General features: G+C 46.1%; 19 protein-coding genes, 1 other RNA gene, 3 pseudogenes and 1 riboswitch. Of the genes and pseudogenes, 20 read left to right on the forward strand and 3 right to left on the reverse strand.

Going from position 1 to position 24,222, the window contains the following annotated elements:
* Positions 1 to 79: 79 nt before the first annotated feature.
* The 8 genes from OIT45_RS08025 to ribH all read left to right on the forward strand — a co-directional run bounded on the left by OIT45_RS08025 (position 80) and on the right by ribH (position 8,499).
* Entirely contained in the window at positions 80 to 1,033 is a 954-nt protein-coding gene (locus tag OIT45_RS08025; RefSeq protein WP_199404342.1) for a nucleoside hydrolase, read from the forward strand.
* A gap of 74 nt (positions 1,034 to 1,107) precedes the next feature.
* A complete protein-coding gene (locus tag OIT45_RS08030; protein WP_135798305.1) occupies positions 1,108 to 1,308 on the forward strand; it encodes a hypothetical protein in 201 nt (66 codons plus the stop codon).
* Between the two features lie 98 nt (positions 1,309 to 1,406).
* Positions 1,407 to 2,741, forward strand: a complete 1,335-nt coding sequence (locus tag OIT45_RS08035) for a C1 family peptidase (protein ID WP_199404341.1) — start codon at positions 1,407 to 1,409, stop codon at positions 2,739 to 2,741.
* Between the two features lie 131 nt (positions 2,742 to 2,872).
* Positions 2,873 to 4,816, forward strand: coding sequence for an SseB family protein (locus tag OIT45_RS08040; protein WP_199404340.1), 1,944 nt, complete (start codon positions 2,873 to 2,875; stop codon positions 4,814 to 4,816).
* A gap of 117 nt (positions 4,817 to 4,933) precedes the next feature.
* Positions 4,934 to 5,077, forward strand: a riboswitch (FMN riboswitch).
* A gap of 131 nt (positions 5,078 to 5,208) precedes the next feature.
* Positions 5,209 to 6,234, forward strand: a complete 1,026-nt coding sequence (gene ribD, locus OIT45_RS08045; protein ID WP_199404339.1) for a bifunctional diaminohydroxyphosphoribosylaminopyrimidine deaminase/5-amino-6-(5-phosphoribosylamino)uracil reductase RibD — start codon at positions 5,209 to 5,211, stop codon at positions 6,232 to 6,234.
* Positions 6,234 to 6,827 carry a riboflavin synthase gene (locus OIT45_RS08050; protein ID WP_199404338.1) on the forward strand — a complete coding sequence of 198 codons (594 nt, stop codon included), beginning with the start codon at positions 6,234 to 6,236 and terminating at the stop codon, positions 6,825 to 6,827. Before ribD ends, OIT45_RS08050 begins: the two co-directional genes overlap by 1 nt.
* Position 6,828: 1 nt before the next feature.
* Entirely contained in the window at positions 6,829 to 8,022 is a 1,194-nt protein-coding gene (ribA, locus tag OIT45_RS08055; protein WP_206767448.1) for a GTP cyclohydrolase II, read from the forward strand.
* A gap of 12 nt (positions 8,023 to 8,034) precedes the next feature.
* Positions 8,035 to 8,499: a 6,7-dimethyl-8-ribityllumazine synthase gene (ribH, locus tag OIT45_RS08060; protein ID WP_199404337.1), complete on the forward strand. Its 465-nt coding sequence runs from the start codon at positions 8,035 to 8,037 to the stop codon at positions 8,497 to 8,499.
* A gap of 114 nt (positions 8,500 to 8,613) precedes the next feature.
* On the opposite strand, the gene OIT45_RS08065 is transcribed toward ribH, so the two are convergent.
* Entirely contained in the window at positions 8,614 to 8,925 is a 312-nt protein-coding gene (locus OIT45_RS08065; RefSeq protein WP_199404336.1) for a type II toxin-antitoxin system YafQ family toxin, read from the reverse strand.
* Positions 8,912 to 9,178, reverse strand: a complete 267-nt coding sequence (locus OIT45_RS08070) for a type II toxin-antitoxin system RelB/DinJ family antitoxin (RefSeq protein ID WP_264339984.1) — start codon at positions 9,176 to 9,178, stop codon at positions 8,912 to 8,914. Before OIT45_RS08070 ends, OIT45_RS08065 begins: the two co-directional genes overlap by 14 nt.
* 230 nt (positions 9,179 to 9,408) lie before the next feature.
* Here OIT45_RS08070 and OIT45_RS08075 point away from each other — a divergent pair, with 230 nt between their 5' ends.
* From OIT45_RS08075 to OIT45_RS08085, 3 genes and pseudogenes are all read left to right on the forward strand, one after another.
* The gene (locus OIT45_RS08075) at positions 9,409 to 10,173 is read left to right on the forward strand and encodes a glucose 1-dehydrogenase (protein ID WP_056973185.1); all 765 of its coding nucleotides are present in this window, start codon (positions 9,409 to 9,411) and stop codon (positions 10,171 to 10,173) included.
* 170 nt (positions 10,174 to 10,343) lie between these two features.
* Positions 10,344 to 11,110, forward strand: a pseudogene (locus OIT45_RS08080) ((S)-acetoin forming diacetyl reductase).
* A 275-nt stretch (positions 11,111 to 11,385) separates the two neighbouring features.
* Positions 11,386 to 11,958: a hypothetical protein gene (locus tag OIT45_RS08085; RefSeq protein WP_135798296.1), complete on the forward strand. Its 573-nt coding sequence runs from the start codon at positions 11,386 to 11,388 to the stop codon at positions 11,956 to 11,958.
* 53 nt (positions 11,959 to 12,011) lie between these two features.
* Here OIT45_RS08085 and ssrA read toward each other — a convergent pair.
* Positions 12,012 to 12,378: a transfer-messenger RNA gene (gene ssrA, locus OIT45_RS08090) on the reverse strand.
* Positions 12,379 to 12,665: 287 nt separating this feature from the next.
* On the opposite strand from ssrA, the pseudogene OIT45_RS08095 reads away from it, so the two are divergent.
* From OIT45_RS08095 to codA, 9 genes and pseudogenes are all read left to right on the forward strand, one after another.
* Positions 12,666 to 14,041 (forward strand): annotated as a pseudogene (locus tag OIT45_RS08095) (FAD-dependent oxidoreductase).
* A gap of 145 nt (positions 14,042 to 14,186) precedes the next feature.
* Entirely contained in the window at positions 14,187 to 15,173 is a 987-nt protein-coding gene (locus tag OIT45_RS08100) for a GMP reductase (RefSeq protein ID WP_199404334.1), read from the forward strand.
* Positions 15,174 to 15,266: 93 nt separating this feature from the next.
* A complete protein-coding gene (locus OIT45_RS08105; protein ID WP_199404333.1) occupies positions 15,267 to 16,322 on the forward strand; it encodes a mechanosensitive ion channel family protein in 1,056 nt (351 codons plus the stop codon).
* A gap of 17 nt (positions 16,323 to 16,339) precedes the next feature.
* Complete coding sequence (locus tag OIT45_RS08110) at positions 16,340 to 16,639, forward strand: hypothetical protein (protein ID WP_199404332.1); 300 nt, start codon at positions 16,340 to 16,342, stop codon at positions 16,637 to 16,639.
* A gap of 114 nt (positions 16,640 to 16,753) precedes the next feature.
* Positions 16,754 to 17,362, forward strand: coding sequence for a hypothetical protein (locus OIT45_RS08115; RefSeq protein ID WP_199404331.1), 609 nt, complete (start codon positions 16,754 to 16,756; stop codon positions 17,360 to 17,362).
* A gap of 123 nt (positions 17,363 to 17,485) precedes the next feature.
* A complete protein-coding gene (locus tag OIT45_RS08120) occupies positions 17,486 to 18,820 on the forward strand; it encodes a dihydrolipoyl dehydrogenase family protein (protein WP_199404330.1) in 1,335 nt (444 codons plus the stop codon).
* A 208-nt stretch (positions 18,821 to 19,028) separates the two neighbouring features.
* Positions 19,029 to 20,378 carry a cytosine permease gene (locus tag OIT45_RS08125; RefSeq protein WP_199404329.1) on the forward strand — a complete coding sequence of 450 codons (1,350 nt, stop codon included), beginning with the start codon at positions 19,029 to 19,031 and terminating at the stop codon, positions 20,376 to 20,378.
* Positions 20,379 to 20,785: 407 nt separating this feature from the next.
* Positions 20,786 to 22,864 (forward strand): DNA topoisomerase, encoded by a 2,079-nt coding sequence (locus OIT45_RS08130; RefSeq protein ID WP_264339986.1) that lies wholly within the window; start codon positions 20,786 to 20,788, stop codon positions 22,862 to 22,864.
* Between the two features lie 55 nt (positions 22,865 to 22,919).
* Positions 22,920 to 24,159 (forward strand): annotated as a pseudogene (codA, locus tag OIT45_RS08135) (cytosine deaminase).
* The last annotated feature ends 63 nt before the right edge of the window (positions 24,160 to 24,222 follow it).

The following is a 24,222-nucleotide window of genomic DNA, read 5'->3' on the forward strand; positions in this document are numbered from 1 at the left end:
GTTTTAATCATAGTTTAGCTATGTTAATATAGACAAAACGAATTAAAAGACGAACGTTATTTGTTGAGGGGAGAATGAAATGACTGAAAAAGTGTACTTTAGCCATGATGGTGGTGTTGATGATTTGGCATCTTTGTTGATGCTGTTGTCATACGAGGAGCAAGGCTTGATTGAACTAGTAGGTGTGGGGGTTGTGCCAGCTGATTCATACTTGGAACCTGCTGTTGCAGCGACACGCAAGATTATCAACCGTTTCTCAACGCACCATGATTTGTTGGTGAGTGCATCTGATGCCAAGTCGAGCGATCCATTCCCAAAGGAGTGGCGCATGGATTCATTTACGGTTGACGCATTGCCAATCTTGAATGAATTTGGTGAAGGGGACACTGAGTTGTCATATAACACAGCTGCCGATGATTTGGCATCAATCTTGGCGGAAGCAACAGAACCAATCACGTTGGTCTTTACCGGTCCAGTGAGTGACTTGGGAACTGTCCTCCAACGCGACCCAAGTTTGTCAACGAAGATTGATCGTTTGGTAGTGATGGCTGGTACGTTTGGTATTGGTAACATTGCTGAACCGGAGCAGGACGGTACGGCCGAATGGAACGTCTTCTGGGATCCACAAGCCTTCAAGATTGTCTTTGATTCAGACATCAAGATTCAAATGGTTGGGTTGGAGAGTACGCACGAAGTACCTTTGACACCAGCTGACCGTTTGCGTTGGGCAAAGTTGCGTTCACACCCAGTGATGGACTTCGTCGGCCAAGCCTACGCGACGGTGCCAGTATTGACGCACTTTGAGACGAACTCAACGTACTTCTTGTGGGATGTTTTGACGACAGCTTATTCACAAAAGCCTGAGTTGGTGGAAACGAAAATGATGAACGTCGACGTGATTCCAACTGGCCAAAGCCGTGGCCGTACGTTCGAAACACCAGAAGGTCGCGAAATTGAATTTGTGTACCACGTTAACCATGACGCTTTCTTCACGTTCTTTGAAGAGACGATGATGGCAATGAAGCACTACTAATCTGTAACCGCCGAGTCAACCGACTCGGCTTTTTGTGTTAGTATGGGGGCAATAAAAATGTGGAGGGCAGCGATATGTATGTGCCAGTTTTTCTACGACCACGTGATTTAGTGGCATTGCCTTGGTTGATATTTGTGACGACAATAGTATTCTTGATGTTCATTGATAATCAAACAGCCCGCTTTGTTTGGGGCGGTATTGGATTGTTTCTTGGGGTAGTAACGTTGATTGGCGTAACAATCATGCGACGATACATTGATATTGATAAGGATTAGAAGAGCATCTAGCATCTGCTGGGTGCTTATTTTTTACCATTGTAAACCGCTATCTAAAAGGCTAAACTAGACTTAAATTAGAAAAAGGTGAAAATGATATGAGTGAAATCACACAAGAACAATTGGCGTATTTCAAAGAAGCCGTGGCGGTTAGTCCAAAGGCTGACGCACTTCGTAACGCGGTAACGACGAACGGTATTTTGCAAGCGGCGCGCGATAACCGTCGTGCCGGTGAATTGACGCCCGTCTTCAGCGTTGACCTAGAGAACTCACCAGTTGCGAACCAATTACAATCTGGTCGTTGCTGGATGTTCGCGGCATTGAACACGATGCGTCACGATATGAAGGCGTTGTACGGTTTGCCTGGGGACTTTGAGTTGTCACAAAGCTACACGTTCTTCTGGGACAAGTTGGAGAAGGCAAACTACTTCTACAACAACATCGTGGCTACGGCTGAGCAACCAACGACTGATCGTGAAGTCGCCTTCCTGTTACAAATGCCACAGCAAGATGGTGGGCAATGGGATATGATGGTCGGCTTGATTGAAAAGTACGGTGTCGTACCACAATCAGCTTACCCAGAATCACAAGCATCATCACACTCAGCCGACTTCAACCGTTTGTACAACGCAAAGTTGCGTAAGGACGCCATCACGTTGCGTCGCATGGTAACGGAGCACGCAACTGAAGAGCAAATCGAACAACAAGTTGCCCAACTTGGTCGTGAGAACTACCACATCTTGTCATTGACGTTCGGTGAGCCACCAGTAACGTTCAACTTCTCATACCGTGACAAGGACAACAACTTCCACAGTGATGCCAACATTTCACCAAAGGATTTCTATGCGAAGTACATTGGTTGGGATTTGAGCGAATATGTTTCAATCATTAACGCTCCAACAGCTGACAAGCCATTCAACCAAACTTACGGTGTGAAGATGCTTGGTTCAGTTGTCGGCGGACGCGAAGTGAAGCACTTGAACTTGGATTTGCCAACGTTCAAGGATTTGGCCGTTAAGCAATTGTTGGCCGGTGAAAACGTTTGGTTTGGTGTCGACATGGGACCTAAGTTGGACCGCACGGCTGGTTTGATGGATACGAAGTTGTACAACGAAGATGACTTGTTCGATGTTGATTTCAGCATGACGAAGGCTGAGCGTTTGGAGTTCGGTGATTCATTGATGACCCACGCCATGGTTTTGACGGGTGTAGATTTGGTTGATGGTAAGCCAACGAAGTGGAAGGTCGAAAACTCATGGGGCGACAAGAACGGCCACAAGGGTTACTTCACGATGTCAGACGAATGGTTCGACGAATTTACGTACCAAGTTGTGATTAAGAAGGAGCACTTGCCAGCTGAGTTGCGCGATATTTACGAGAACACAACGCCATATGAATTGGCACCATGGGATCCAATGGGTGCCTTGGCATAATCAATAACGATAGGAACGGTACCTGTGATGGGTATCGTTTTTCATTTGTCAGTGATTCCAAAACCAAAACAAAGCACCGATTTTGTATTCGGCCTATTATGGAATGAAGAGAATGCAAAAGAGGGAGCAGTATGGAACGCGTCTTTTTAAATATTAACCAGACGAATCGAGAATTAAATCACAAAATTAGGCGGTATCTGAAGCAGCAAACAGTTCGTGGACAGGTGCGTGATTTACGCGTGCTAGCCCGTGCATTAACGGATGTGACGTTGTTGGTACCGGTGTTAGTTGATGCGAAAATGCGCCACACATCAGTATCGGGGTACAGTTACGTCGTTGGCGAACCGGATGTCCATTCGAAATTAAGCTATACGATCCGTGATGAACGCACATATTTAGTCACCTATACTGACTTGGCTAAGAGCCGTGCCGGTCAACGCGAACCGGATACGATGCAGGTACAGATGCCATATTTGTTAAACCGGTTGGCGACTGATGAACGTATTGATGGGATTATTCTGAATCCAGGCACGGATGATGTGACGTTACCTAAGTCATTGTTATTGGACGAATTGGATGGCCGTGATATCGGTGCCGTTACAGGTACGGTTGCAGATGATTTGCCAATTCAGGCGCCAGAACAGGTGGCAGCGCCGGTCGGTGTTGTCGCGATTGAGCTACGTTTGAATGAACTTAATCGGCTCCATGAAAACCTAGAAACGATGCGGACAAAGAACGACCGACGGATTGATCGGTATGCCCGACAAACTTGGAATTTCGTGGCCGTTATTACGCTAGTTATTTTGGCACTCATGGCGGTGCCAGTGCTTGGTCGACGAGGCTTGTTGCCGACCGCAATTCTGATTTTGCTGGCGATTATAATCGGTCGCATCATCCCCGTCAGTGCCACTAACCGTCAACGAGCAAAGGTCCGTGTTTATGAAAAGGAACGTGCCTTGGTTCGTATGATTGCGGTGGAGGATGATATTTATCGCATATCATTTGACGAAAAGGCGTCTGACAACAAACTAGGTGACGTTGGGGATGATAATGCTGATTTGTTTTATGTGAATCAGGATGTACTTAACGAAGAACTTATTCAAGGACTGAACCAGTTAACTTATGTTACGAAACCGGCAGATCGTATGAGGATAATTGAGACGTTATCGCCATTGTTCGAAACGGCATTATACGTCCAACCCATTTTCACGACCGACCACCAAGTTGCCCGAGATATCGTTGGACGACCATATCTGGCTGATGACAATACACGTGTGAGTGAAACAATCCCCTACAAAGGCCAAGAATATTTGCATATATACCTGCGAACCAGGGATGCGATTAAAGATCAGCATCCATTGCTAATGATTAAGCGATTGGATTATATCAATAACATGTTCAGTCAGTTTTCAGACCTAAAAGGTATCGTGTTCGATACGTCGATAAAAAGAATCGCGATTAAGCGCACTGAATTCGATAAGTTGTACTTGGAAACTGAATATCTGCGTAAGGTGCCAACAAACTATCTGATGGTAGATGAAGAACCGGTGGCACAAAAATTGGTGAACAAAAAGCCACAGGTTACCACACCAAGAGACAAACGCCCAGCAGCAACTACTAGGAATCAACCGATGAAGCCAGTAAAAAAGCCTAAGCGAATTGCTGGACTAGCAAAGGTTAACGTTGATTGGTTTGGGTATTCATTACTGATGTTGGTGGCATTTGCCATTGATGCATGGCTAATGTACGCTAATGCCTATCATCCAGGTCAACAGTTGTCGTATTATTTGCTTGGCGCGGCAGGTTTCTATGGCCTATACGCAATTGATATCAACAACTACCGCAAGAAGCATTTGTTTAAAAATGCGCCACGAGTCAATATTCATTTGCCGGCTTGGCAATGGTTGTTATTTATTGCATTAGCAGTCAACTATTATGTGCCAATTAATTACATGATTTCACCGAATAAAATCGGCTTAGAAACTTACATGTATGAAATGGTAGCCGTTGCGGTTATGGCATTTGTCTTGATTATCATTGGGACTTTCCACGTGCAAAAATACAATAAATACTAGAACGAAACATCTCGGTGCAAAACTGAGATGTTTTTATTTTTTGCCGGTTTGTTAAAGAATTGAGATTTACAAAGCTGACGACATAACGTTAGACTGACCTTGTTAAATAAATCATGAATAAATCTTCGGGGCAGGGTGAAATTCCCGACCGACGGTGATGGCGTATGCCTCAGTCCGTGACCCGCAAAGCTAGTTTAGCGATGCGGTTGATGCAGTGTGAATCTGCAACCGACAGTAAAGTCTGGATGGGAGAAGATATCAATCTTTGTATTAGTGCACGCTTTTTTCAGTGGCCTAGTACGTTTTTTGCGATACCTCAAACAATAACTACGCTCCGGTATGATGGTCAACATCATGCCGTTTTTTTATTCCCGGAGTAGTTAGGGGAAGATATGGATGATTTAACAATGATGCAAGTGGCGGTAGCAGCAGCTGAAAAAGCTGCCCCAAAGGAGACCTGGACCAATCCGCGGGTTGGCGCGGTGATTGTCAAAAATGGTGCGGTGTTAGCGACAGGCTATCATCACCAATTTGGTCAAGCGCATGCAGAAGTGGATGCCATGCAACAGGTGGATAACCCAGCTGATTTAAATAACGCCACGATGTACGTCACGCTCGAACCATGTGCTCACGTTGGCAAAGTTGGTGCATGTGCTGATGCGATAGTGGCTGCTGGGATTGGTCGGGTTGTCGTTGGCCAAGGTGATCCGAATCCGTTGGTGCATGGTCAAGGCATTCGCAAGTTGCGCGCGGCTGGCATTATCGTTGATGTGCTAAACCAACCGGTGAGCGAGAAGTTGAACCCTGGTTTTCATCACTTTTTCGAAACTGGGCAACCATACGTCATGTTGAAAGTGGCGCAGAGCGCGGATGGGTTCATCACCAAGGCGGTGGGGCAATCGACGAAAATTACGGATGCCAGTACGGATGTTGTAACGCATGAACAACGTGCAGAAGTTGGCGCGATTATTGTTGGTAGTGAAACAGCATTAACGGACACGCCAAGTTTGACGGTGCGCCATACATCGATAACACATCCCCAGCCATTGCGTGTGATCCTTGACCGACGTGGACGACTGCAAAGCGAATCCCAATTCGTCGATGACCGCACATTAATTTACACCATGAATGAGGCGTTTGCAGCGACGGCCGAACAGGCCATTTTATTTGATGGTCGTTTGCAGTCGGTGCTGAATGACCTTGGCCAGCGAGGTGTGCAATCAGTTCTAGTTGAAGGCGGTGGGGCTGTGCTACGGGCGTTCTTAGCCGCGGATTTGTGGCAGCGGTTGGATATTTACCAAACCACAACGGTCTTTGGGACGGGGGTGGCTGGTATTCAGGTGCCAACAACCAGGGCGACCGTTTCAGAGCGTATCGGTAACGCGATGCATCATATTTATTACCGGGAGAGAAAATAATGTTTACAGGAATTGTATCGACTGTTGGGCAAGTGACTGAGCTTGCCCAACGACATGAACAAGAGCGTCGTCTGACAGTTACGACGCCAACAAATTATTTCGCAGATGCCAAGTTAGGCGACAGCATCATGATTGATGGGGTGTGCTTAACAATTACCACGAAGACTGCCACGGAGGCGACGTTTGATGTGATGGTGCCAACTGTGATGACGACGAAAATAGGTCAGTATCAATCGGGCACTCGCGTCAATTTGGAGAAAGCCATGCTGGCCACTGATCGGTTTGATGGTCACTTTGTTTTAGGGCATGTGGATGGAACGGGGCAGGTAACAGACGGACATCTGGTTGACGAAACGGTCTACTTTACGGTGCAACCAAAGAACCAAGCCTTGATGAAACAAATTGTACCGAAGGGTTCGATTGCAATGAATGGCGTGAGTCTGACGGTGATTGAAACGACAGCCACGACGTTCACAGTGGGACTGATTCCACATACATTGACGCATACGATGTTGCAGGATGTGCAAGTTGGGGATGACGTTAATTTAGAGACCGACATTCTGGCCAAGTATTTAGCAAAGGAGCGTGCATAAGATGAACCAGGAAATTCGAGAACGTGTTGAAAAGGCGCTACAAGCCTTGAAGCGAGGTGAACTTATCATTTTGAGTGATGACAGCCAACGCGAGCATGAAGGTGACTTGGTTGGCTTGGCTTCGTTTGCGACAACGGCAAGCGTGAATGCTGCGTTGCGAATTGGTCGCGGTGTGTTGTGTGCACCAATGGCCGCTGAACGGGCAGAGGCGTTGTCCTTAACCCAAATGGTTGCGCATAATACTGAAAAATTTGGTACCAAGTTCACGGTTAGTGTTGATCACCGTGAGAATACCACGGGAGTATCAGCCGTGGAACGGGCATTCACCATTCGAGAACTAGCGAATTTGTCCGCAGACGCAACTGATTTTGATCGACCAGGGCATATTTTCCCATTAGTCGCTGAAGCCGATGGCGTGTTGGCACGACCAGGTCACACAGAAGCAGCGGTTGATTTAGCGAAGCTGGCGGGCGTGTCACCGGTGGCTTACATTATCGAGATTTTGGCAGAAGATGGCCGAATGGCGCGCGAAACGGCGTTGGCTGAGATTGCTGAACGTGAAGGGTTAGCGACGTTAACGATTGCGGAGTTAATCGCGTATCGTGAGACGCAAATGGCGCGTGATTACACAGTGGGTCCAACTATTAAATTGCCAAGTGCATATGGGACGTTTGCGGTAACGGATTATCTGTCGGAAAATCGCGAACCGGATTTGCTGGTTGAAAAAGCCACGTCTGGAGGAACGGTACCATTGGTTCGCTTGCATTCGGAATGTCTGACCGGTGAAGTACTGGGGTCATTTCGTTGTGAGTGTGGACCACAGCTTCACGAGGCATTGCGTCAAATTGATGCCCAAGGTGGGGCAGTAGTTTATCTACGTCAAGAAGGTCGCGGCATCGGACTGGCTGAAAAGCTCCGTACCTACGTGTTGCAAGAAAATGGGTACGATACGTACCAGGCTAATGTTCACCTGGGACACCAACCTGATGAACGCGATTACGCGCATGCTGCCCAAATTCTGAAGGACGCGGGATACGATAAGGTACGTTTGTTGACAAATAATCCAGCCAAGATTGCCCAACTCGAGGCCCACGGCATTGAAGTTGTCGAACGGGTGCCACTCATTACGGGTGTGAATAACGTGAATCAAGGGTACATGGACACAAAGCGCGATAAGTTTGCACACATGATTTAAAAGGAGAATAACATGACAATTTATGCAGGAACATTGACCAACCATGAGCAACGTCACATTGCAATTGTGATGAGTCGTTTCAATACGTTGATTACGGATGCTTTGCTAGCCGGTGCAAAGGAAGCTTTAATGATGCATGGCGTCGTAGAGACTAATATTGATGTTTATTACGTGCCAGGTGCGTTTGAAATCCCATTGGTAGCTGAAAAGGTTGCCTTGACGCAAAAGTATGATGGCATTGTTACTTTGGGTGCAGTGATTCGTGGCGAGACTGACCACTATGATTTAGTGATTAATGGGTCAATGTCTGGGATTGCACAAGTTGGTTTGAAAACTGGCGTACCGACCGTATTCGGTGTGTTGACGGCCGATTCTTTGGAACAAGCCCAACACCGTGCTGGTGGAAAAGCAGGAAACAAGGGTGGCGAAGTAGCTACCGCGTTGCTGGAATTATTGAGTGTGGTGGATGTCATTTAGCTGCATGTTTAACGTTAAGTGTTGAATGTAAACGGATAAGCTAAAAAGAGGCTACTGTGTTTCGTTGTAGAAACACAGTAGCCTTGTTGCTAAGTATACAAATTTAGGTAGTCGTTATTCTTCTCCTTGACGGAGATTAGAGTGGTTTCGAATGCGAACCATTCGAATTCGCTGCTTGGCATCGATTCGAAAATAGACAACTAGTAAATCAGAGAATACGTGGAATTCATTGAATCCGACCCATGGCCGTTCCTTTAATTCGTGGTCAAAATATTCTGCGGGCAACGTGCCATTTTCTGCTAGCATGTCTACTGCATCAAATATTTCGTTTTTAGCCATTCTGATTTCTTGCTTGGATAGATTGAAATCGAACTGTAAGTTATCAATATCTTTTAAAAAACGCTTTGAAAATTTAATCTCGTACATTGTCTGTATAACGCTTTCGGAATTCCTCAGGTGTCATAGTGATATCATCATCGGGGATTAAACCGATTTCTTTAGCGTAACTTTCTATTACAGCTCGCTTTGTTACTTCATCTAGTGGGGCGGGTTGTGCTGATGGTGTGAACGGAAGTTGACGATCATGAACAACTCTTTTTAAGGTCATTGTGAATAGGGTAGTCATGTTGAGGCCCATATCATCAAGAATGTCTTCAGCTTCATGCTTCAATGATTTCATCGACTTTGATAGTGATATTTTTCTTTGTTGAGCTCATACTAACACCTCCAATCTATACCAGCATTATACAGCTTTTTCTGTACGATGGCTAATGACTTGTATTTTATGATTGCAATTATGACCGAAAATCGAACAATTCTGAATCCAAGTGCTCATGTTAAAAATCTTCATATTTGATACGTACCATCCTAAGTAATCAAAGAAAAAATAATAGTGAGGTATTACTTATCATGGTAGATCGTTTGAAGGGCAAGGTTGCTATCGTTACTGGTGGAACTACTGGTTTGGGAAAGGCTATTGCACAACGCTTTATTGATGAAGGCGCAAAGGTTGTCATTACTGGACGTCGCGCAAACGTCGGTGAAGCAACAGCTGCTGAGCTTGGTGGGGACGATGTGATTCGTTTCCAACAACATGACTCAGCTGATGAGCAAGGTTGGAAGGACTTGATTGCTTATACTGAAGAAGCATTTGGACCACTAAATGTGTTGGTAAACAACGCCGGAATTGGTGCAACGAATGATATTGAGCACGACACGTTCGAAGCATACCGCAAGTTGATGAGCATCAACGCTGATGGTATGTACTTGGGTACGCAATACGGCTTCCGTGCTATGAAGGAGCACGGCGGTGGCTCAATCATCAACATGTCATCAATCCTTGGCTTGGTTGGTGATACGATGACGGCTTCATACAACGCCTCAAAGGGTGCCGTGCGTTTGTTCTCAAAGTCAGCTGCTGTTTATGCAGCACAAAACGACTTGAACATTCGTGTTAACACAGTGCACCCTGGTTACATCGCAACGCCAATGACTGATGGATCAGGTGAGGGTGACTCAGTGGCACCATACGTTACGCAACGTTTGAAGACGCCAATGGGACGCATGGGTGAGCCTGATGACATCGCTTGGATCTGCGTATACTTGGCATCAGACGAATCAAAGTTCGCCACTGGTGCAGAGTTCGTCATCGACGGTGGATACACAGCTCAATAATTTTATGACAAGGACGAGATGACTTAAATTAGGGTCGTCTCGTCTTTTGTTTCGCTCATAGAACTAAATGTGAATAAAATCACATTTACAAACTTTCGAAAAAGAAGTAAACTAATTTGTGTAGAAGTGAGCAAGAGATAATAAATAAAATTAATTGAGAGGTAAATATCATGGCTGATGTTGCATTTATCACGGGAGCAGGACAAGGAATCGGCGAGGCAATTGCTAAGCGTTTGGCAGATGATGGTTTCAAGGTTGCGGTAGTGGGTCGCACTTTGTCAAAGGTAGAACGTGTTGCGAATGAGATTAACGCTGTTCACCCTGATGCTGCGTTGGCAGTCGCTGCAGATGTCGCAAAGCGCGATGACGTATTTGCTGGTGTACAAAAGACGGTTGATCATTTTGGGGACTTAACAGTTGTGATTAACAACGCAGGTGTTGCACCAACAACGCCAATCATGGAAGTTGACGAAGAGACAATGCGCTGGACATTTGATACGAACATCAACGGTACAGTGTGGGGAACGCAAGCTGCGGTGGAAGCCTTTAAGAAGGCTGGCCACGGGGGTAAGATTATTAACGCCACATCACAAGCTGGTGTGGAAGGAAATCCAGATTTGACGGTTTATGGCGCTTCAAAGTTTGCGATCCGTGGTATTACGCAAACGACAGCCAAGGAGTTGGCACCATTGGGCATCACGGTTAACGCCTTTGCACCTGGAATTGTTAAGACGCCAATGATGTTTGATATTGCTCACGAAGTTGGTCAAAATGCTGGTAAGGATGACGATTGGGGAATGGCACAAACGGTATCGCTTTGGGTCGTTTGTCAGAGCCAGAAGAAGTCGCATCAGCGGTTGCCTTCTTGGCTGGTAAGGACTCAAACTACATGACGGGTCAAACGTTGGTAGTCGACGGAGGAATTGTGTTCCACTAGTAGAACACTTGTTAAAACCATCACATTGAAAATGGGGTAGTTTTAGTCTAAAATACAGTTATCACGAACTTATGAATAGTAAGTTCGGCGCGTGGTTTGGCATCTCTCACAATATAATACTCACACACCTATCTCATATAATCGCGATCGCCTGGAGAGGCGGACCGCCAAGCCATGAATAACAAGAAACGCTGTTACGTTTGTTCGTAGCAGCGTTTTAATTTTCTATGGTATAGTTGGGTACATGATTTTTAAGTTTTGGGAGATGCCGAGATATGATTGAAGAAGATTTTGAGCAAGCGGTTGCTAAGTTGAATGACAACTTGAATTTGGCCAAGGTTGATGACATCTTGAAGCCGGTTTTGTTGGCCGGCATGAAGCGCGGGTATGTGGATGCTCACTTGGAAGTGTTTGCTGAAGTTGAGAACATCAATCCAGAAGAGCAAACGGCAGAATGGGTTGACCGTGCGGAGAAGTTTGCATTGGACAACTTTGGTACCTTGGACAAGGTGGCTCGCAAGAACAGTTCTGATTTGTATGCGCAAATTAAGAGCATGTTGTCTGAAGAATATCACGAGATTACGCACCACAATCACGACAAGATTGGTCAAGCCAATGTGGTGATGCCATACTTCAATGGTTGGTTCTTGGGTGCTTACTACGCCTTTATTGCGTTGTTCACGCAAATGCAACAAGCGCAAGGTGAAGTTGGCCCAACTGAAACACAAGCCATTGCCAAGGCGGCTTCTGACCGTGCGGAGAAGGAAGTAGAAGTAGAACGTCGCAAGTTCAACAACCGCCCAATCTACCGCCAATCAATGTTGCGCGAAATGATGGCAGCTTTGTAAAGCAAAAAGAAAACGCATGATACCAAGCGACTGCTTGATGTCATGCGTTTTTTCTATGGAGCCGAGGGGAGTTGAACCCCTGTCCTACCATCTCGTTACTAACACGTCTACGTTCATAGCTGAATAATTTGAGTCTCATCTAGTGCACGCCATTCCGCGCGGCGATCAACTAGACCAGCCTGATTATCCTCTTCCAACTACCCTCAGGTGGCGAACAGTTGGCGCAGATTACTTAGTTTTAAAACCTAGCGCAACCCGTAATCAAAGCTGTGCATAGGCAACGCAGGCTGGTTTTTAGGCAGCTACTGCGTAAGTGTTTTGTGAATTGTTTGCAGTTAATTCTTCTGAGTGGATTATAGGGCCACAACCCCTAAACGCAGTGCTAGCACGAACAATGCCAGTCGATTCCGTAACGACCCCGAAAGTTTTACTAACAGTGTTTAGTATAGCAATAACAAGGGCGATGCACAATCCATCAGGGGGCTAAAGAGCAACGCTAATGATATTTGAAATCATTTCAAAAGATGAATAGTTAAGGACATTTCATAAATGGTAGGGTTAAATTACGGACTTCACATATATCGTGTTTCCGATAAAAGAAACACAGTGTTTACTGTGACTTTTTTGAGTGAAAAACAACACGAACATGGGGTCTGAAACTGTTGGTGAGCGTGTCCTACCGTATAAGGACACAGAAGGGGGATATTATGACGAAGGAAAAAGTAGCGATTATTGGGGCATCACACGGTGGTCACGAAGCTGCGTTGGAGTTGCTGACACAATCGGATAACTTTGAAGTGACGATTTTTGAGGCGGGGGACTTCGTGTCATTTATGTCATGTGGGATGACGTTATATTTAACGGGTCGGGTGCCGGAAGCTGAGGCAGTTCGAAACTTTAAGTCAGCTGATATTGAATCGCTTGGTGGCACGTTTTAAATAACACGAAGGTGACGGGAATTGATGCGGATAAGCAAATGCTGACATTAAACGGGGATTCTAAGACGCAATTTGCTTACGATAAATTGATTTTGAGTGTCGGGGTGACTCCGGCCCGTTTGGCGCTGCCAGGATCAGAAAACGCCAATATTGTGCCGATGCGTGGTTATGAATCAGCAAAGCAACTGAAAGCCTACATCGATGATGATAGTGTGGAAAATATTGCGGTGATTGGGGCAGGTTACATCGGTATTGAAGCGGTTGAAGCGATGGTTGAGGCTGGTAAGCATGTAACGGTATTGGATTTGTTGCCACGAGTATTAGGGGCCTATCTCGATGCCGACATGACGACGCGCATCACTGACACATTGATTGAACATGGTGTCGCTGTGCACGTCGGTGAAGCCATTAAGAGTTACAAGGGCGATGAAAACGGGCGTGTAACTGCTGTCGTGACGGATGCTGGTGAATATCCAGCCGATGTTGTGATTGAAGGAATCGGGGTAAAGGCCAATACAAGCGAGTTTGCGGATGTTTTGCAACTTGATCAACGTGGCTGGATTGAAACTGACCGTTACCTGCGCACGAATTTACCAAACGTTTATGCGATTGGGGATGCAATTAAGCCGTTTTATATTCCAACTGGTAAGCAACAACCCGTGGCGATGGCATCAACAGCGCGCCGTGAAGCCCAATATGTTGCGCACACCATTATTAACGGCGAAGCCAAGGCACCATTCAAAGGTGTGGTTGGAGCTTCAGCGTTATCAGTATTTGAGTACAGCTTTGCTAGTGCAGGGTTGAATGAGGTTACTGCCCAACGGTCTGGCGTTGAGATTGCATCCGTTACCCTTGTTGATACTCGTCGTCCGGCATTTGTACCTGACGTAAGCGGGAATGGTGAGATTATTGTGCGCTTGGCTTACACACCAGAAACGCAAACGATTGTTGGTGGGGCGGTGATGGCAAAGCATTACGATGTGACGGCACATGGTAATACGTTGGCCTTGGCAATTGCCCAACGTTTGACACTGACTGATTTGGCGGAAGCTGATTTCTTCTTCCAACCGGGCTTTGATCGTCAATGGTCATCATTGAATTTGGCTGCCCAAAAGGCCCTTGGGTACGGTGAATTTACCAAGTAGGCTGCTAAAGCCGAACTAAGTCATAAAACGTTAACAATTATCAACTTGATTTACGAATAAGTTCGGTTATAATTATTTCTTGGGTAAGGAAACTACCGGTAAATAAACCAAATTCCGAACATTGTTTTATCGAGGGGATAATAAAATGGACTTTTCAACTGTATTTGATTACGAGGATATTCAGCTCATTCCAAACAAGTGCATCATCGAAAGCCGCTCAGAAGCGGATACTTCGGTTGAACTTGGTGGGCGTCGGTTTAAGATTCCGGTAGTGCCTGCAAATATGGCCACGGTTATCAATGATGACTTGGCCATGAAGTTGGCTAAGGAAGGCTACTTTTATGTGATGCACCGTTTTGCACCGGAAACGCGCTTGGATTTTGTTCGCCGTTTTCAAGCTGCTGGTGCATTTGCATCAATTTCAGTTGGTATTAAGCAAGAAGAGTACGATTTTATTGATCAATTGCAGGCAGAAGGTTTGACGCCTGAATACATCACAATTGATATTGCGCACGGGCACTCAGATGCCGTGATTAAGATGATTCAATACATCAAGTTAAACTTGCCAGCTGCCTTTGTGATTGCGGGTAACGTTGCGACACCGGAAGCTGTGCGTGATTTGGAAAACGCTGGTGCCGATGCGACTAAGTTGGGCGTTGGGCCAGGTAAGGCCTGCATTACAAAGTTGAAGACGGGCTTTGGAACTGGGGGATGGCAACTGGCTGCATTGCGTTTGTGCGCGAAGGCTGCTAAGAAGCCAATCATCGCTGACGGTGGTATCCGTTATAACGGGGATATTGCCAAGTCGATTCGCTTTGGGGCAACGATGGTGATGGTCGGCTCATTGTTTGCCGGTCACGCGGAAACGCCGGGTGAAATCATTGAGATGGACGGCGCAAAGTACAAGACCTACTTCGGTTCAGCCTCTCAATTCCAAAAGGGTGAATACAAGAACGTTGAAGGTAAGAAGCTATTAGTACCATACCGTGGCTACATCGACGATACGTTGAATGAAATGGAACAAGATTTGCAATCAGCGATTTCTTACGCTGGTGGTCGTGAGTTGATGGACTTGCGTTACGTTGACTACGTAATCGTTAAGAACTCAATTGTTAACGGTGATTCATATTAATATTTGTCCAGAAAGCCGGCACTGTGCCGGCTTTTTTGATATACTTGTTTTTTGTAAATGAGAGATAATGATAGATATTTTTAGGAGATTATCGTGAAATTATTTGACCATTGGCTACAGTATAGCTTTGACTGGCAATCACTGGGATTGGCCTTGTTGATTGTTGTGATTTCAATTATTTTGGTTAACGGTATTGTGCGCGGAATTTTCCACCAAATTGAGAAGCGCATTCCTGACCGTTTTGCTGGTTGGACAGATGTTTTGATGGCATTTGAAAATCCGGCTCGTGTGATTGTTTTGTTTACGGGGTTGCTCATTGCTTTGCACACAGCGCACGCCCCACAATTGGTAACGCATTTTGCGCACGCCATTTACCGTTCAGTGCTGATGTTCAGTATTGGCTATGGTTTGTACAAGTTGATGGGCTCATTGACGGTGCTTTTGGGCCACTTGGGATCACGTATTAATTTTGAACTCGATTCAATTGTGATGCCATTCTTGACGCGTAGTTTGCAATTCGTTGTGATGGCATTAACGGTTACGATGATTTTGTCTGACTGGGGCATTAACGTGAACGGTGTATTCGCCGGACTGGGGTTGGCTGGATTGGCTATTTCAATGGCGGCCCAAGATCCAATTAAGAACTTGCTTGGCGGTATCATTATCATTACCGAGAAGCCATTTCAAATTGGTGATTGGATTAAGTCACCATCTGTTGAAGGAATCGCTGAGGACATTACGTTCCGTTCAACGTTGGTCCGTACGTTTGATGGGGCCTTGGTGATTGTGCCAAATGCCACGTTGTCAAACGAACCAATTACAAATTGGTCACGCATGGATACACGTAAGCTAGCGTTGACATTCTACTTGGACATTACGACTAAGACGAAGGACATGATGGCAGCAATGACGGATGTTGAAGCTATGTTGGCCGAAGATGATCGCTTTGAAACGGGTAGTGAAAAGGCGTATATCAATCAAGTGACGACACGTGGTCACGAATTTATGGCTACGGCCCAATTTAAGATGGTTGACGGTGCAGACTGGGCTGGTACACGTGCTGACATCAATATGAAGATTATTCGTATCTTAGCAGAACACGATATTCAACTATCAGCTGGCGTGGATACGCCAACGGCTAATTCTTAAGAAAGAGAGAAAGTGTTATGGCATCTGTACTTTTAGCAATCGTAGTTGGGCTAGCAGCCTTGGGTAACTACATGCTGTTTTCCGTATTGCCACAAGGCTTTGTTCAATGGTTGAGCGTCATTGGACAAGCGGTGTTGTCGATCTTTGCTGTGATTGTGTTCTTTACGTACCAAGGTCGTAAGGAAACATCCGGCTATGAAGGGTACCGTGTTTGGACGGTGGCCCGTGTCATTACCTGGTTGGCATTACTTGGCTCAGTCGCAACCTTTGTTGTGATGTTGTTGGCGGTGATGGGTATTTTGAAAGGTGGCATTTAGTCAACCACTTCGATTTACTTTGTTGTAAATTTGTAAAAAACTTAAAATCTGATTGATATTGTATTGAACTGTGAATGACGTATAGTAAGTACTATGAGTAAACAGGGATTAAGGATGAATCAGGTTGCGGTTGCGCTTTTAGTTGCAACTTTAAGTTCGTTGGGTGGCGTGACGGTCACGGCATCTGACGCAAAAACAAATGCTGTCTCATCAGCAGCAGTAAATAAGGCGGTAGCTGCTTCGGTCGGGGGTAAGACCATGAAGATTAAGCAGATTAACTACGTGCCTGGTACCACGGCACCAAGCCAACAGACGACAAAGACATACAAGCAGGTTATTCAGCCAAATCTTGATGCGCCGGCTGAAGCTTGGATGTGCTTAGCATACGTTGCAGGTGCTTTTGGTGGCGCCTCGGGTTATGAAACGGCTGCAATGGCCGCTGACGATGCGCCCGTAATGTACAACAATCAAGATTTCCCAGAAAACGTCTACGTGCCAGTGTTCTTCCATTTTGCAGATCAAGCACACGGCAGCGTTGGTCACGTTGTGATTTGGGACGGTTACAAGAAAGAATTCCTTTCAACTGGGGCTGGCAATGGCACCATCACGTTCCATTCTGTTGATGAAATTTTGGCATGGCTACGAGGTAGTGGTGATGTTGAATACATTGGTTGGTCAACTGAAATGCCAATTGATCACCAATGGCGTCCGGTTGTGGATTAATAAAAATATGACAAAGGCTAAGTACGTTTTGCGTGCTTGGCCTTTTGTTGGTATTTAGGGGTTAAACGCGGTACGATGTAGTCGTTTAAGAGATGCTAATTGTTTAATTTGGGGGACGATTAAATGGCAGAATACGATTATGACGTTGTGTATTTGGGGACTGGTCACGGGACATTTGATGGCGTGATACCACTAGCCAAGCGAGGCAAGCGCATTGCGGTGATTGAGGATGGCACCATCGGGGGGACGTGTTCAAACTATGGGTGCAATCCGAAGATTACATTAGATGCACCAGTCGCAATGCTCCGCTCATTGGAGAATATGCGGGATGTATTGCCAGTGAAAGATGCGCACATTAATTGGGCAGCTAACCAAAAGCATAAGCAGGCGGTGATTGGCGGTATTCCAGACTTGAAGGTTAGTCGCATGGAGGCTGTCGGAATTGAGATTATTAATGGTTATGGTATCTTGCAAGATCGCCATACAGTGCGAGTGGGTGATCGCCAGCTATCAACGGACAAGATTGTGGTGGCGACCGGTTTGCGTTCGCATCACTTACCAATCGAGGGGACGGAGTTATTCCATGTCTCAAAAGACTTCTTGGCGTTAGAAGAAATGCCGGCATCAGTCATTGTGATTGGTGCGGGTTACATCGGCATGGAATTTGCGACGCAAGCAAATGCAGCTGGTGCCAAGGTGACAGTGATTATGCATGGTGACCAAGCGTTGAAAGGCTTTAAGCAATCATATGTTGAGCAAATCATCGCTGATTTAACCAAGCGTGGGGTGACGTTCTTGCGCAACGTTAGCTTGAAGAAGGCTGAAAAGATTGGTAATCAAGTTGTCGTCACTGATGTCGCTGATGTTCAGGTTACGGCTGACTGGGTGTTGGACGCGACAGGGCGTATTCCAAACGTTGAAGGATTTGGGCTCGACGTGGTCGGAGTCGCATACAACAAAAACGGAATTGTGGTGAATGACCATTTGCAAACGACGGTCGATAATATTTATGCGGCGGGGGATGTGATTGATAAGACGCAACCTAAGCTCACGCCAACCGCTATTTTTGAATCGAAGTATTTGATGCACTTGTTTGCGGGCGATACAACGGCGCCAATAGATTATCCGGTTATTCCGTCGGTCGTTTTCACGTCACCACGAATCGCGAAAGTAGGCTTGCAAGCAGATCAAATTACAGCTCCGGATAAGTATCAGATTGAAACTCATGATGTCTTAAAGAACTGGTACCGCAATGTTATGAATGAGCAATTTGGTGAAAACGAATTGATTTTTGATGATCAGCATTATTTGGTCGGTGCAACGGAAATGAGCGACTATGCTGAGCAAGTAATCGGCACATTGCTACCGGCGATTGAACTTGGATTGGATTCAGAACAAGTTGAACGCATGATTCACATTTTCCCATCGTTGGAGTCAATCACTTGGGAACAAATCTAATAGATGACCTGTTGACATGGCCTATATGACCCCGTATAGTAGACGAAGTTGAAAATTTTGAATAGTTCTTTTAACTGTCAGCCGAGAGCTGGCCAAAGAGCGCGTCACTAAGGATAACTGTAGACTTTAACGGGCCGCTCTGTACATTTTTTGTTACGGAGTGGCCCTTTTTTAATAAAACGGTTAACCAAGGTGCAAGGAGGGGAATATGGAAAAGCAGTTCGGTCGCGTTGAAGTGATTTCAGCCGACAAGCGTACGATGTCAAATTGGGATATGTTTGCCACATGGGTGGGCGCAAATGCCAATAACGGAACGTGGTACATCGGTGGTGTGATTGCCGCCGCAGGTATGTACACAGCGTCAACGACATTGATTATTTCTGGTTTGGTCTCATATGCCTTGTTGGCATTGGCATCATTCATGGGTTACAAGACGGGATTGCCAATGATGGCATTAACGCGTGCGTCATTTGGTTTGCGTGGTTCATTTATTCCATCAATCATTAACATTGTGCAATTTATTGGTTGGGCCGCCGCAAACACATTTATCGCCGCGATTTCGATTTCGGTTATCTTCAAGGACTTGTTCGGTTGGCAAGCCTACACAGCCGGTGGTAAGGCTGGTTTGGTTATCGGAATCATCATCATGTCATTGTTGCACTTGGCATCAATCTCATTGGGTGAGCGTTCAGTTCGTATGATTGAGCGTATCGGAATCGTGTTGGTTTTCATCTTCGTGCTTTGGGAATCAATCGTGGTGTTCCAACACGTTTCATTGGCTGACATTTTCGCTTGGAACCCACCAGCAAAGGTCCGCATCTCATCAGGTGCAGCCGTTGATATCTTGGCCGCCTTCAACTTGGCCTGGGTAACGGCCTCATCAGACTTCTCACGTTTCACGAAGCGTAAGTCAGGTGCAACTGGTTGGTCATTCTTGGGTGCGAACATCGGATTGTTCTGGTTCGCCTTCATCGGTTTGACTGCCACGATTGCCACGGCATTGATGAATAATGCCTTTGATCCAAACGACTCAGACCCATCAACGATTGCCTCAAAGTTGGGCTTGGGAATCATCGCTTTGTTGGTTATCGTGATTACATCAACGACGGCCAACGCGGTTAACTTGATGGCCGCCGGATCTGCTTTGACAAACATGTGGCACAAGGTAAAGCTAACGCCAGCCTTGTGGATCGTAACGATTGCCGCAACGCTTGTGTCATTCATTCCATTGTGGTTCGCTACATTCTTGGATGCCTTCATCTTGTTCTTGGACTACATCGGGATGTTCCTGGGACCAGAAATCGCCGTCTTCTTGGTTGATTTCTTCTTCATCCGCAAGGGGCAATACGCACTTGACCAATTCACGAAGGTGGATGGTAAGTACTGGTACAACGGTGGTTTGAACTGGATTGCGATTGCCTCATGGGCAGTTGGAATTGGATTGTACTTCGGTTTGAAGTCAGTGAACATTATCAGCCAAACGATTGGTGTAACTTTCGTAGCGATGGCATTGACGGGATTGATTTACTACGTTGCAACTAAGCTAATTAAGAAGTAAAAATTTTGAGCACTGGAACTCGTATTTGGGTTCTGGTGCTTTTTAGTTTGTGGTGAATGTTCGTACTGGCGTACGAAGCAAATGGGGCGGGTCGCTTCCTCCGACAAAGTTCAGAAAAGGGAAACCGAATGGCGCGGACGCCATTCAGCGGGACAAATAATTCTCCCTAATCCTTCTAGTCCTGAATGGGCTTATCTGAATAGCGCCGGCCATGCGGCATGTTGCCCTTTTCTGAACGCTCCGGAAGCGACCCGCCCCATTTGCAGCAGCCGAGCGTTTCTAGTCTGTTTTGGTTGATCACCCACCATGCCTCGGCACGCAAGTGACGACCACAAACTACAAAATTAATTTAAAACTAACTTTTTATCACGTATAATAGAACTCATGCAAAACAAGAGGAGGTCGGTATGGCGAATTATTTGATTATTACGGAAAAGCCATCAGCGGCGCAGAACTTCGTGAAAGCGTTGGGTGGTAAAGTTGGTAGCTTTGAAGGCAATAACTTCAACATCACGAACCTACGTGGTCACGTGATGACGCTCAAGGAGCCGGAAGAAATGGTGGCGCCGGATTTGCAGAAGGCCTACAAGTCATGGACGCTGAAGTATATGCCATGGAACTTGGCCGATTTTAAGTGGCAACGAACTTATATTCGTAGTCGTAATCTGCGCACCGGTAAGTCTGAATCCTCAAAGAAATTACTTGATGAACTAAAAGCAGAAAGTAAGAAAGGCTACGATGCGTTGGTCATCGCGACTGATACGGATCCGTCTGGTGAAGGAGATTTGTTGGCATGGGAAGCGATTGATGCGATTGGCTGGAAAGGCCAAGTGCTACGCGCTAATTTCATGGATGAATCACCGAAGAGTATCAAGGCAGCCATGCGTGATCTGACTGATGTCACGGATAAAAATCAACACGGTGCCTACCTGAAGGGTGAAAGCCGTAATCGTTGGGATTGCGCGTCAATGCAATTAACTCGTATTGCGACGACTTCAGCGAAGAAAGCGGGCTACAAGGTGGTGGCGCGTGAAGGCCGTTTGAAGTCAGTGATTGTTTGGAAGATTTATGAGCAACTTGAAGCGATTAAAAACTACGTCCGCACACCTTACTATGAAGTGAAGTTTAAGGACCCAGCTGGGCATGTGTTTGGCCGCGTGACCAAGGACGGTGATGTGATTCCGTGGCGCTTTGCGACCAAGGATGAAGGACAAGCTGATATGGCACAATATCACAGCAGTGCGGTGGTGAACGAAAAGCACCAGACGCGTACACAAGCCCCTGGTCGATTGCTTGATTTGGCTGGTTTGGCGGCTGTGTTGGCACCGCGCGGGTATGCGTCAAAAGAAGTCTTGGCCACGTATCAAAAGATGTATGAAGCGCAAGTGGTGTCATACCCACGTACGGAAGACAAGACGGTGACGCCGGAACAATTCAATGAGTTGTTACCATTGGTTGATCGCATCGCTGATTTGGTTGGTGTGGATAAGAGCTTATTAACGCATCGTCAACCACGACCAACCCACGTTAAGGCGCAAGGTGCCCACGGTGCGAACCGTCCGGGTACCAACGTGCCAGCTGATGTGCAGAGTCTAAAGAAGTACGGCGACAGTGCCATGGCGATTTACGAAGTGTTGGCAAAGAACTATTTGGCTATGTTGGCGGAAGATTACGTGTATGACCACGTCACAGCTGAATTGCAGGATTACCCCAACTTTAAAACGGCCTTCAATCTACCTATTAAATTGAACTTTAAGTTGGTCTACGATTTATATGCGGCAACGCGTGTGGATGACGATGATGAGGATGGCCAAGCAGGTGCGCTTGGACCAATGGCTGACCCTTATTTGCATGAAGGTGCGAATAAGAAGCCACAACATCCGTCAACGAAGTGGATTATGGCTTATTTGGAAAAGCATAATGTTGGGACTGGTGCAACGCGTGTTTCTACCTTGTCTGAGATGGGCAAAGGCCAAAAGGCGATGCTACGTGAGGCGAAGGGTAAGCTAACGTTGACGGAAACCGGTAATGTCTCAGCGGTGATGGTAAAGGGCACGTGGATTGCCTCGCCGAAGATCACTAAGCGTCTATTTGAAATGATGGATGAAGTCGGTGAGTTTAAGATGACGGTGCCGAAGTTGCTTGAATCCGTGACGCAAGTGGTTGAACATGACATGCCAATCATGGTCGCGAATGCTGAAGCGCTACAGGCAACATTGGGTGCACCCAAGCCTAAGCCGGTTCGTAAGGTGAGTGAGAAAACGACTGGGACATTCAAGGGTGAAGAGATTACCTTTGCTAAAGAATGGAGTGGGCACAAATTTACGGACGAGGAAATCACCAAGCTGTTGGCAGGCGAAGAAATCAGTTTCCCAGCCAAGTCAAAGCGCGGTAAAGACTACACCGCAGTTGGTAAAATGGCTAAACAAACCTTCAAGGGGAGTACTTTCTACGGCTTTAAATTAAATCCAAAAGACAGGAAATAAGTGGTATACTCGATTAACAGTTCACAACATTAATTTTTTCCAGGGAGAGAAAGAAATGCTAATCAAGCAAGTGTTAATTGAAAATGCAACTGAGCCAAAGGATGTTCGTCGTTGATGGCAAGTTTGCAGAAATTGCAGATAACTTGGCACCCGAGGCAGGTGAACAAGTTATCGACGCCACTAACAAGTTGATGATTCCACCATTCGTGGATCCTCACGTTCACTTGGACTCGACGATGACGGCTGGTGATCCGGAGTGGAACGAAACGGGAACGTTGTTTGACGGTATCCGTATTTGGTCAGAGCGCAAGAAGACGTTGTCTCATGAAGATGTGAAGCAACGTGCCATTCAAGCGTTGAAGATTCAAGCTACTCACGGTTTACAGTTCGTTCGTTCACACGTGGATATTACGGACCCTGATTTGGTTGCTTTGAAGGCACTGATTGAGGTGCGTGAAGAAGTTAAGCCTTGGATGACGCTCCAATTGGTTGCCTTTCCACAAGAGGGAATCTTGTCATTCCCAGGTGGTAAGGAATTGATGATCAAGGCCGCCGAACTTGGCGTTGATGCGATTGGCGCAATTCCGCACTTTGAGTTCACACGTGAGTACTCAGTTGAGTCATTGCACTTTGCCTTTGAAGTCGCACAAAAGTACAACTTGTTGATTGATGCCCACACGGATGAAATTGATGATCCAGCCTCACGCGGGTTGGAGACAATGGCAACGTTGGCCCTTGAAACAGGGTTGAAGGAAAAGGTTACCGCTTCACACACGACGGCGATGGGGTCATACAATGATGCCTATGTTTACAAGTTGATGCGTTTGCTAAAGATGTCAGACATTAACTTTGTGGCTAACCCATTGATTAACATGTACTTGGGTGGTCGTTTTGATACGTATCCAAAGCGCCGTGGTTTGACACGTGTGAAGGAATTGGACGCTGAAGGTATCAATGTGGCGTTCGGTGAAGATGACATCAAGGATCCATGGTACCCAATGGGAAATGGAAACATGGTTGATGCCTTGCACATGGGCTTGCACGCGACGCAAATTATGGGCTATTCAGAAATCATGAATTCATACCGTTTCATTACGAAGAACGGTGCCCGTACGATGTACGTACAAGATTCATACGGCATTGAAGTTGGCAAGCCAGCGAACTTCTTGATTTTCAATGCGACGAACTGGTTTGACGCGTTGAATGAACGTGCCGAAATGTTGTACTCAATTCACAATGGTGAGGTCTTGGTTGAGACGAAGCCAGCGGAAGCAACGATTAATTTACCAGAATAATATGGAAAAGCGAGTGAACTTGTTTCACTCGCTTTTTTGTGCATTTGCGTATAATTAGTAAGA

Source organism: Weissella sp. LMG 11983, from assembly GCF_025908495.1.
Classification (GTDB): Bacteria; Bacillota; Bacilli; order Lactobacillales; family Lactobacillaceae; genus Weissella; species Weissella fermenti.

What these genes read in the sequence shown, in the direction of transcription:
- OIT45_RS08115 (WP_199404331.1), top strand. Translation starts at nt 16,754, where the DNA reads ATGAATCAGGTTGCGGTTGCGCTTTTAGTTGCAACTTTAAGTTCGTTG.
- OIT45_RS08070 (WP_264339984.1), bottom strand. Translation starts at nt 9,178, where the DNA reads ATGAAATCATTGAAGCATGAAGCTGAAGACATTCTTGATGATATGGGC.
- OIT45_RS08050 (WP_199404338.1), top strand. Translation starts at nt 6,234, where the DNA reads ATGTTTACAGGAATTGTATCGACTGTTGGGCAAGTGACTGAGCTTGCC.
- OIT45_RS08075 (WP_056973185.1), top strand. Translation starts at nt 9,409, where the DNA reads ATGGTAGATCGTTTGAAGGGCAAGGTTGCTATCGTTACTGGTGGAACT.
- OIT45_RS08040 (WP_199404340.1), top strand. Translation starts at nt 2,873, where the DNA reads ATGGAACGCGTCTTTTTAAATATTAACCAGACGAATCGAGAATTAAAT.
- OIT45_RS08120 (WP_199404330.1), top strand. Translation starts at nt 17,486, where the DNA reads ATGGCAGAATACGATTATGACGTTGTGTATTTGGGGACTGGTCACGGG.
- OIT45_RS08085 (WP_135798296.1), top strand. Translation starts at nt 11,386, where the DNA reads ATGATTGAAGAAGATTTTGAGCAAGCGGTTGCTAAGTTGAATGACAAC.
- OIT45_RS08110 (WP_199404332.1), top strand. Translation starts at nt 16,340, where the DNA reads ATGGCATCTGTACTTTTAGCAATCGTAGTTGGGCTAGCAGCCTTGGGT.
- ribA (WP_206767448.1), top strand. Translation starts at nt 6,829, where the DNA reads ATGAACCAGGAAATTCGAGAACGTGTTGAAAAGGCGCTACAAGCCTTG.
- OIT45_RS08125 (WP_199404329.1), top strand. Translation starts at nt 19,029, where the DNA reads ATGGAAAAGCAGTTCGGTCGCGTTGAAGTGATTTCAGCCGACAAGCGT.
- OIT45_RS08025 (WP_199404342.1), top strand. Translation starts at nt 80, where the DNA reads ATGACTGAAAAAGTGTACTTTAGCCATGATGGTGGTGTTGATGATTTG.
- ribH (WP_199404337.1), top strand. Translation starts at nt 8,035, where the DNA reads ATGACAATTTATGCAGGAACATTGACCAACCATGAGCAACGTCACATT.
- OIT45_RS08035 (WP_199404341.1), top strand. Translation starts at nt 1,407, where the DNA reads ATGAGTGAAATCACACAAGAACAATTGGCGTATTTCAAAGAAGCCGTG.
- OIT45_RS08100 (WP_199404334.1), top strand. Translation starts at nt 14,187, where the DNA reads ATGGACTTTTCAACTGTATTTGATTACGAGGATATTCAGCTCATTCCA.
- OIT45_RS08130 (WP_264339986.1), top strand. Translation starts at nt 20,786, where the DNA reads ATGGCGAATTATTTGATTATTACGGAAAAGCCATCAGCGGCGCAGAAC.
- OIT45_RS08030 (WP_135798305.1), top strand. Translation starts at nt 1,108, where the DNA reads ATGTATGTGCCAGTTTTTCTACGACCACGTGATTTAGTGGCATTGCCT.
- ribD (WP_199404339.1), top strand. Translation starts at nt 5,209, where the DNA reads ATGGATGATTTAACAATGATGCAAGTGGCGGTAGCAGCAGCTGAAAAA.
- OIT45_RS08065 (WP_199404336.1), bottom strand. Translation starts at nt 8,925, where the DNA reads ATGTACGAGATTAAATTTTCAAAGCGTTTTTTAAAAGATATTGATAAC.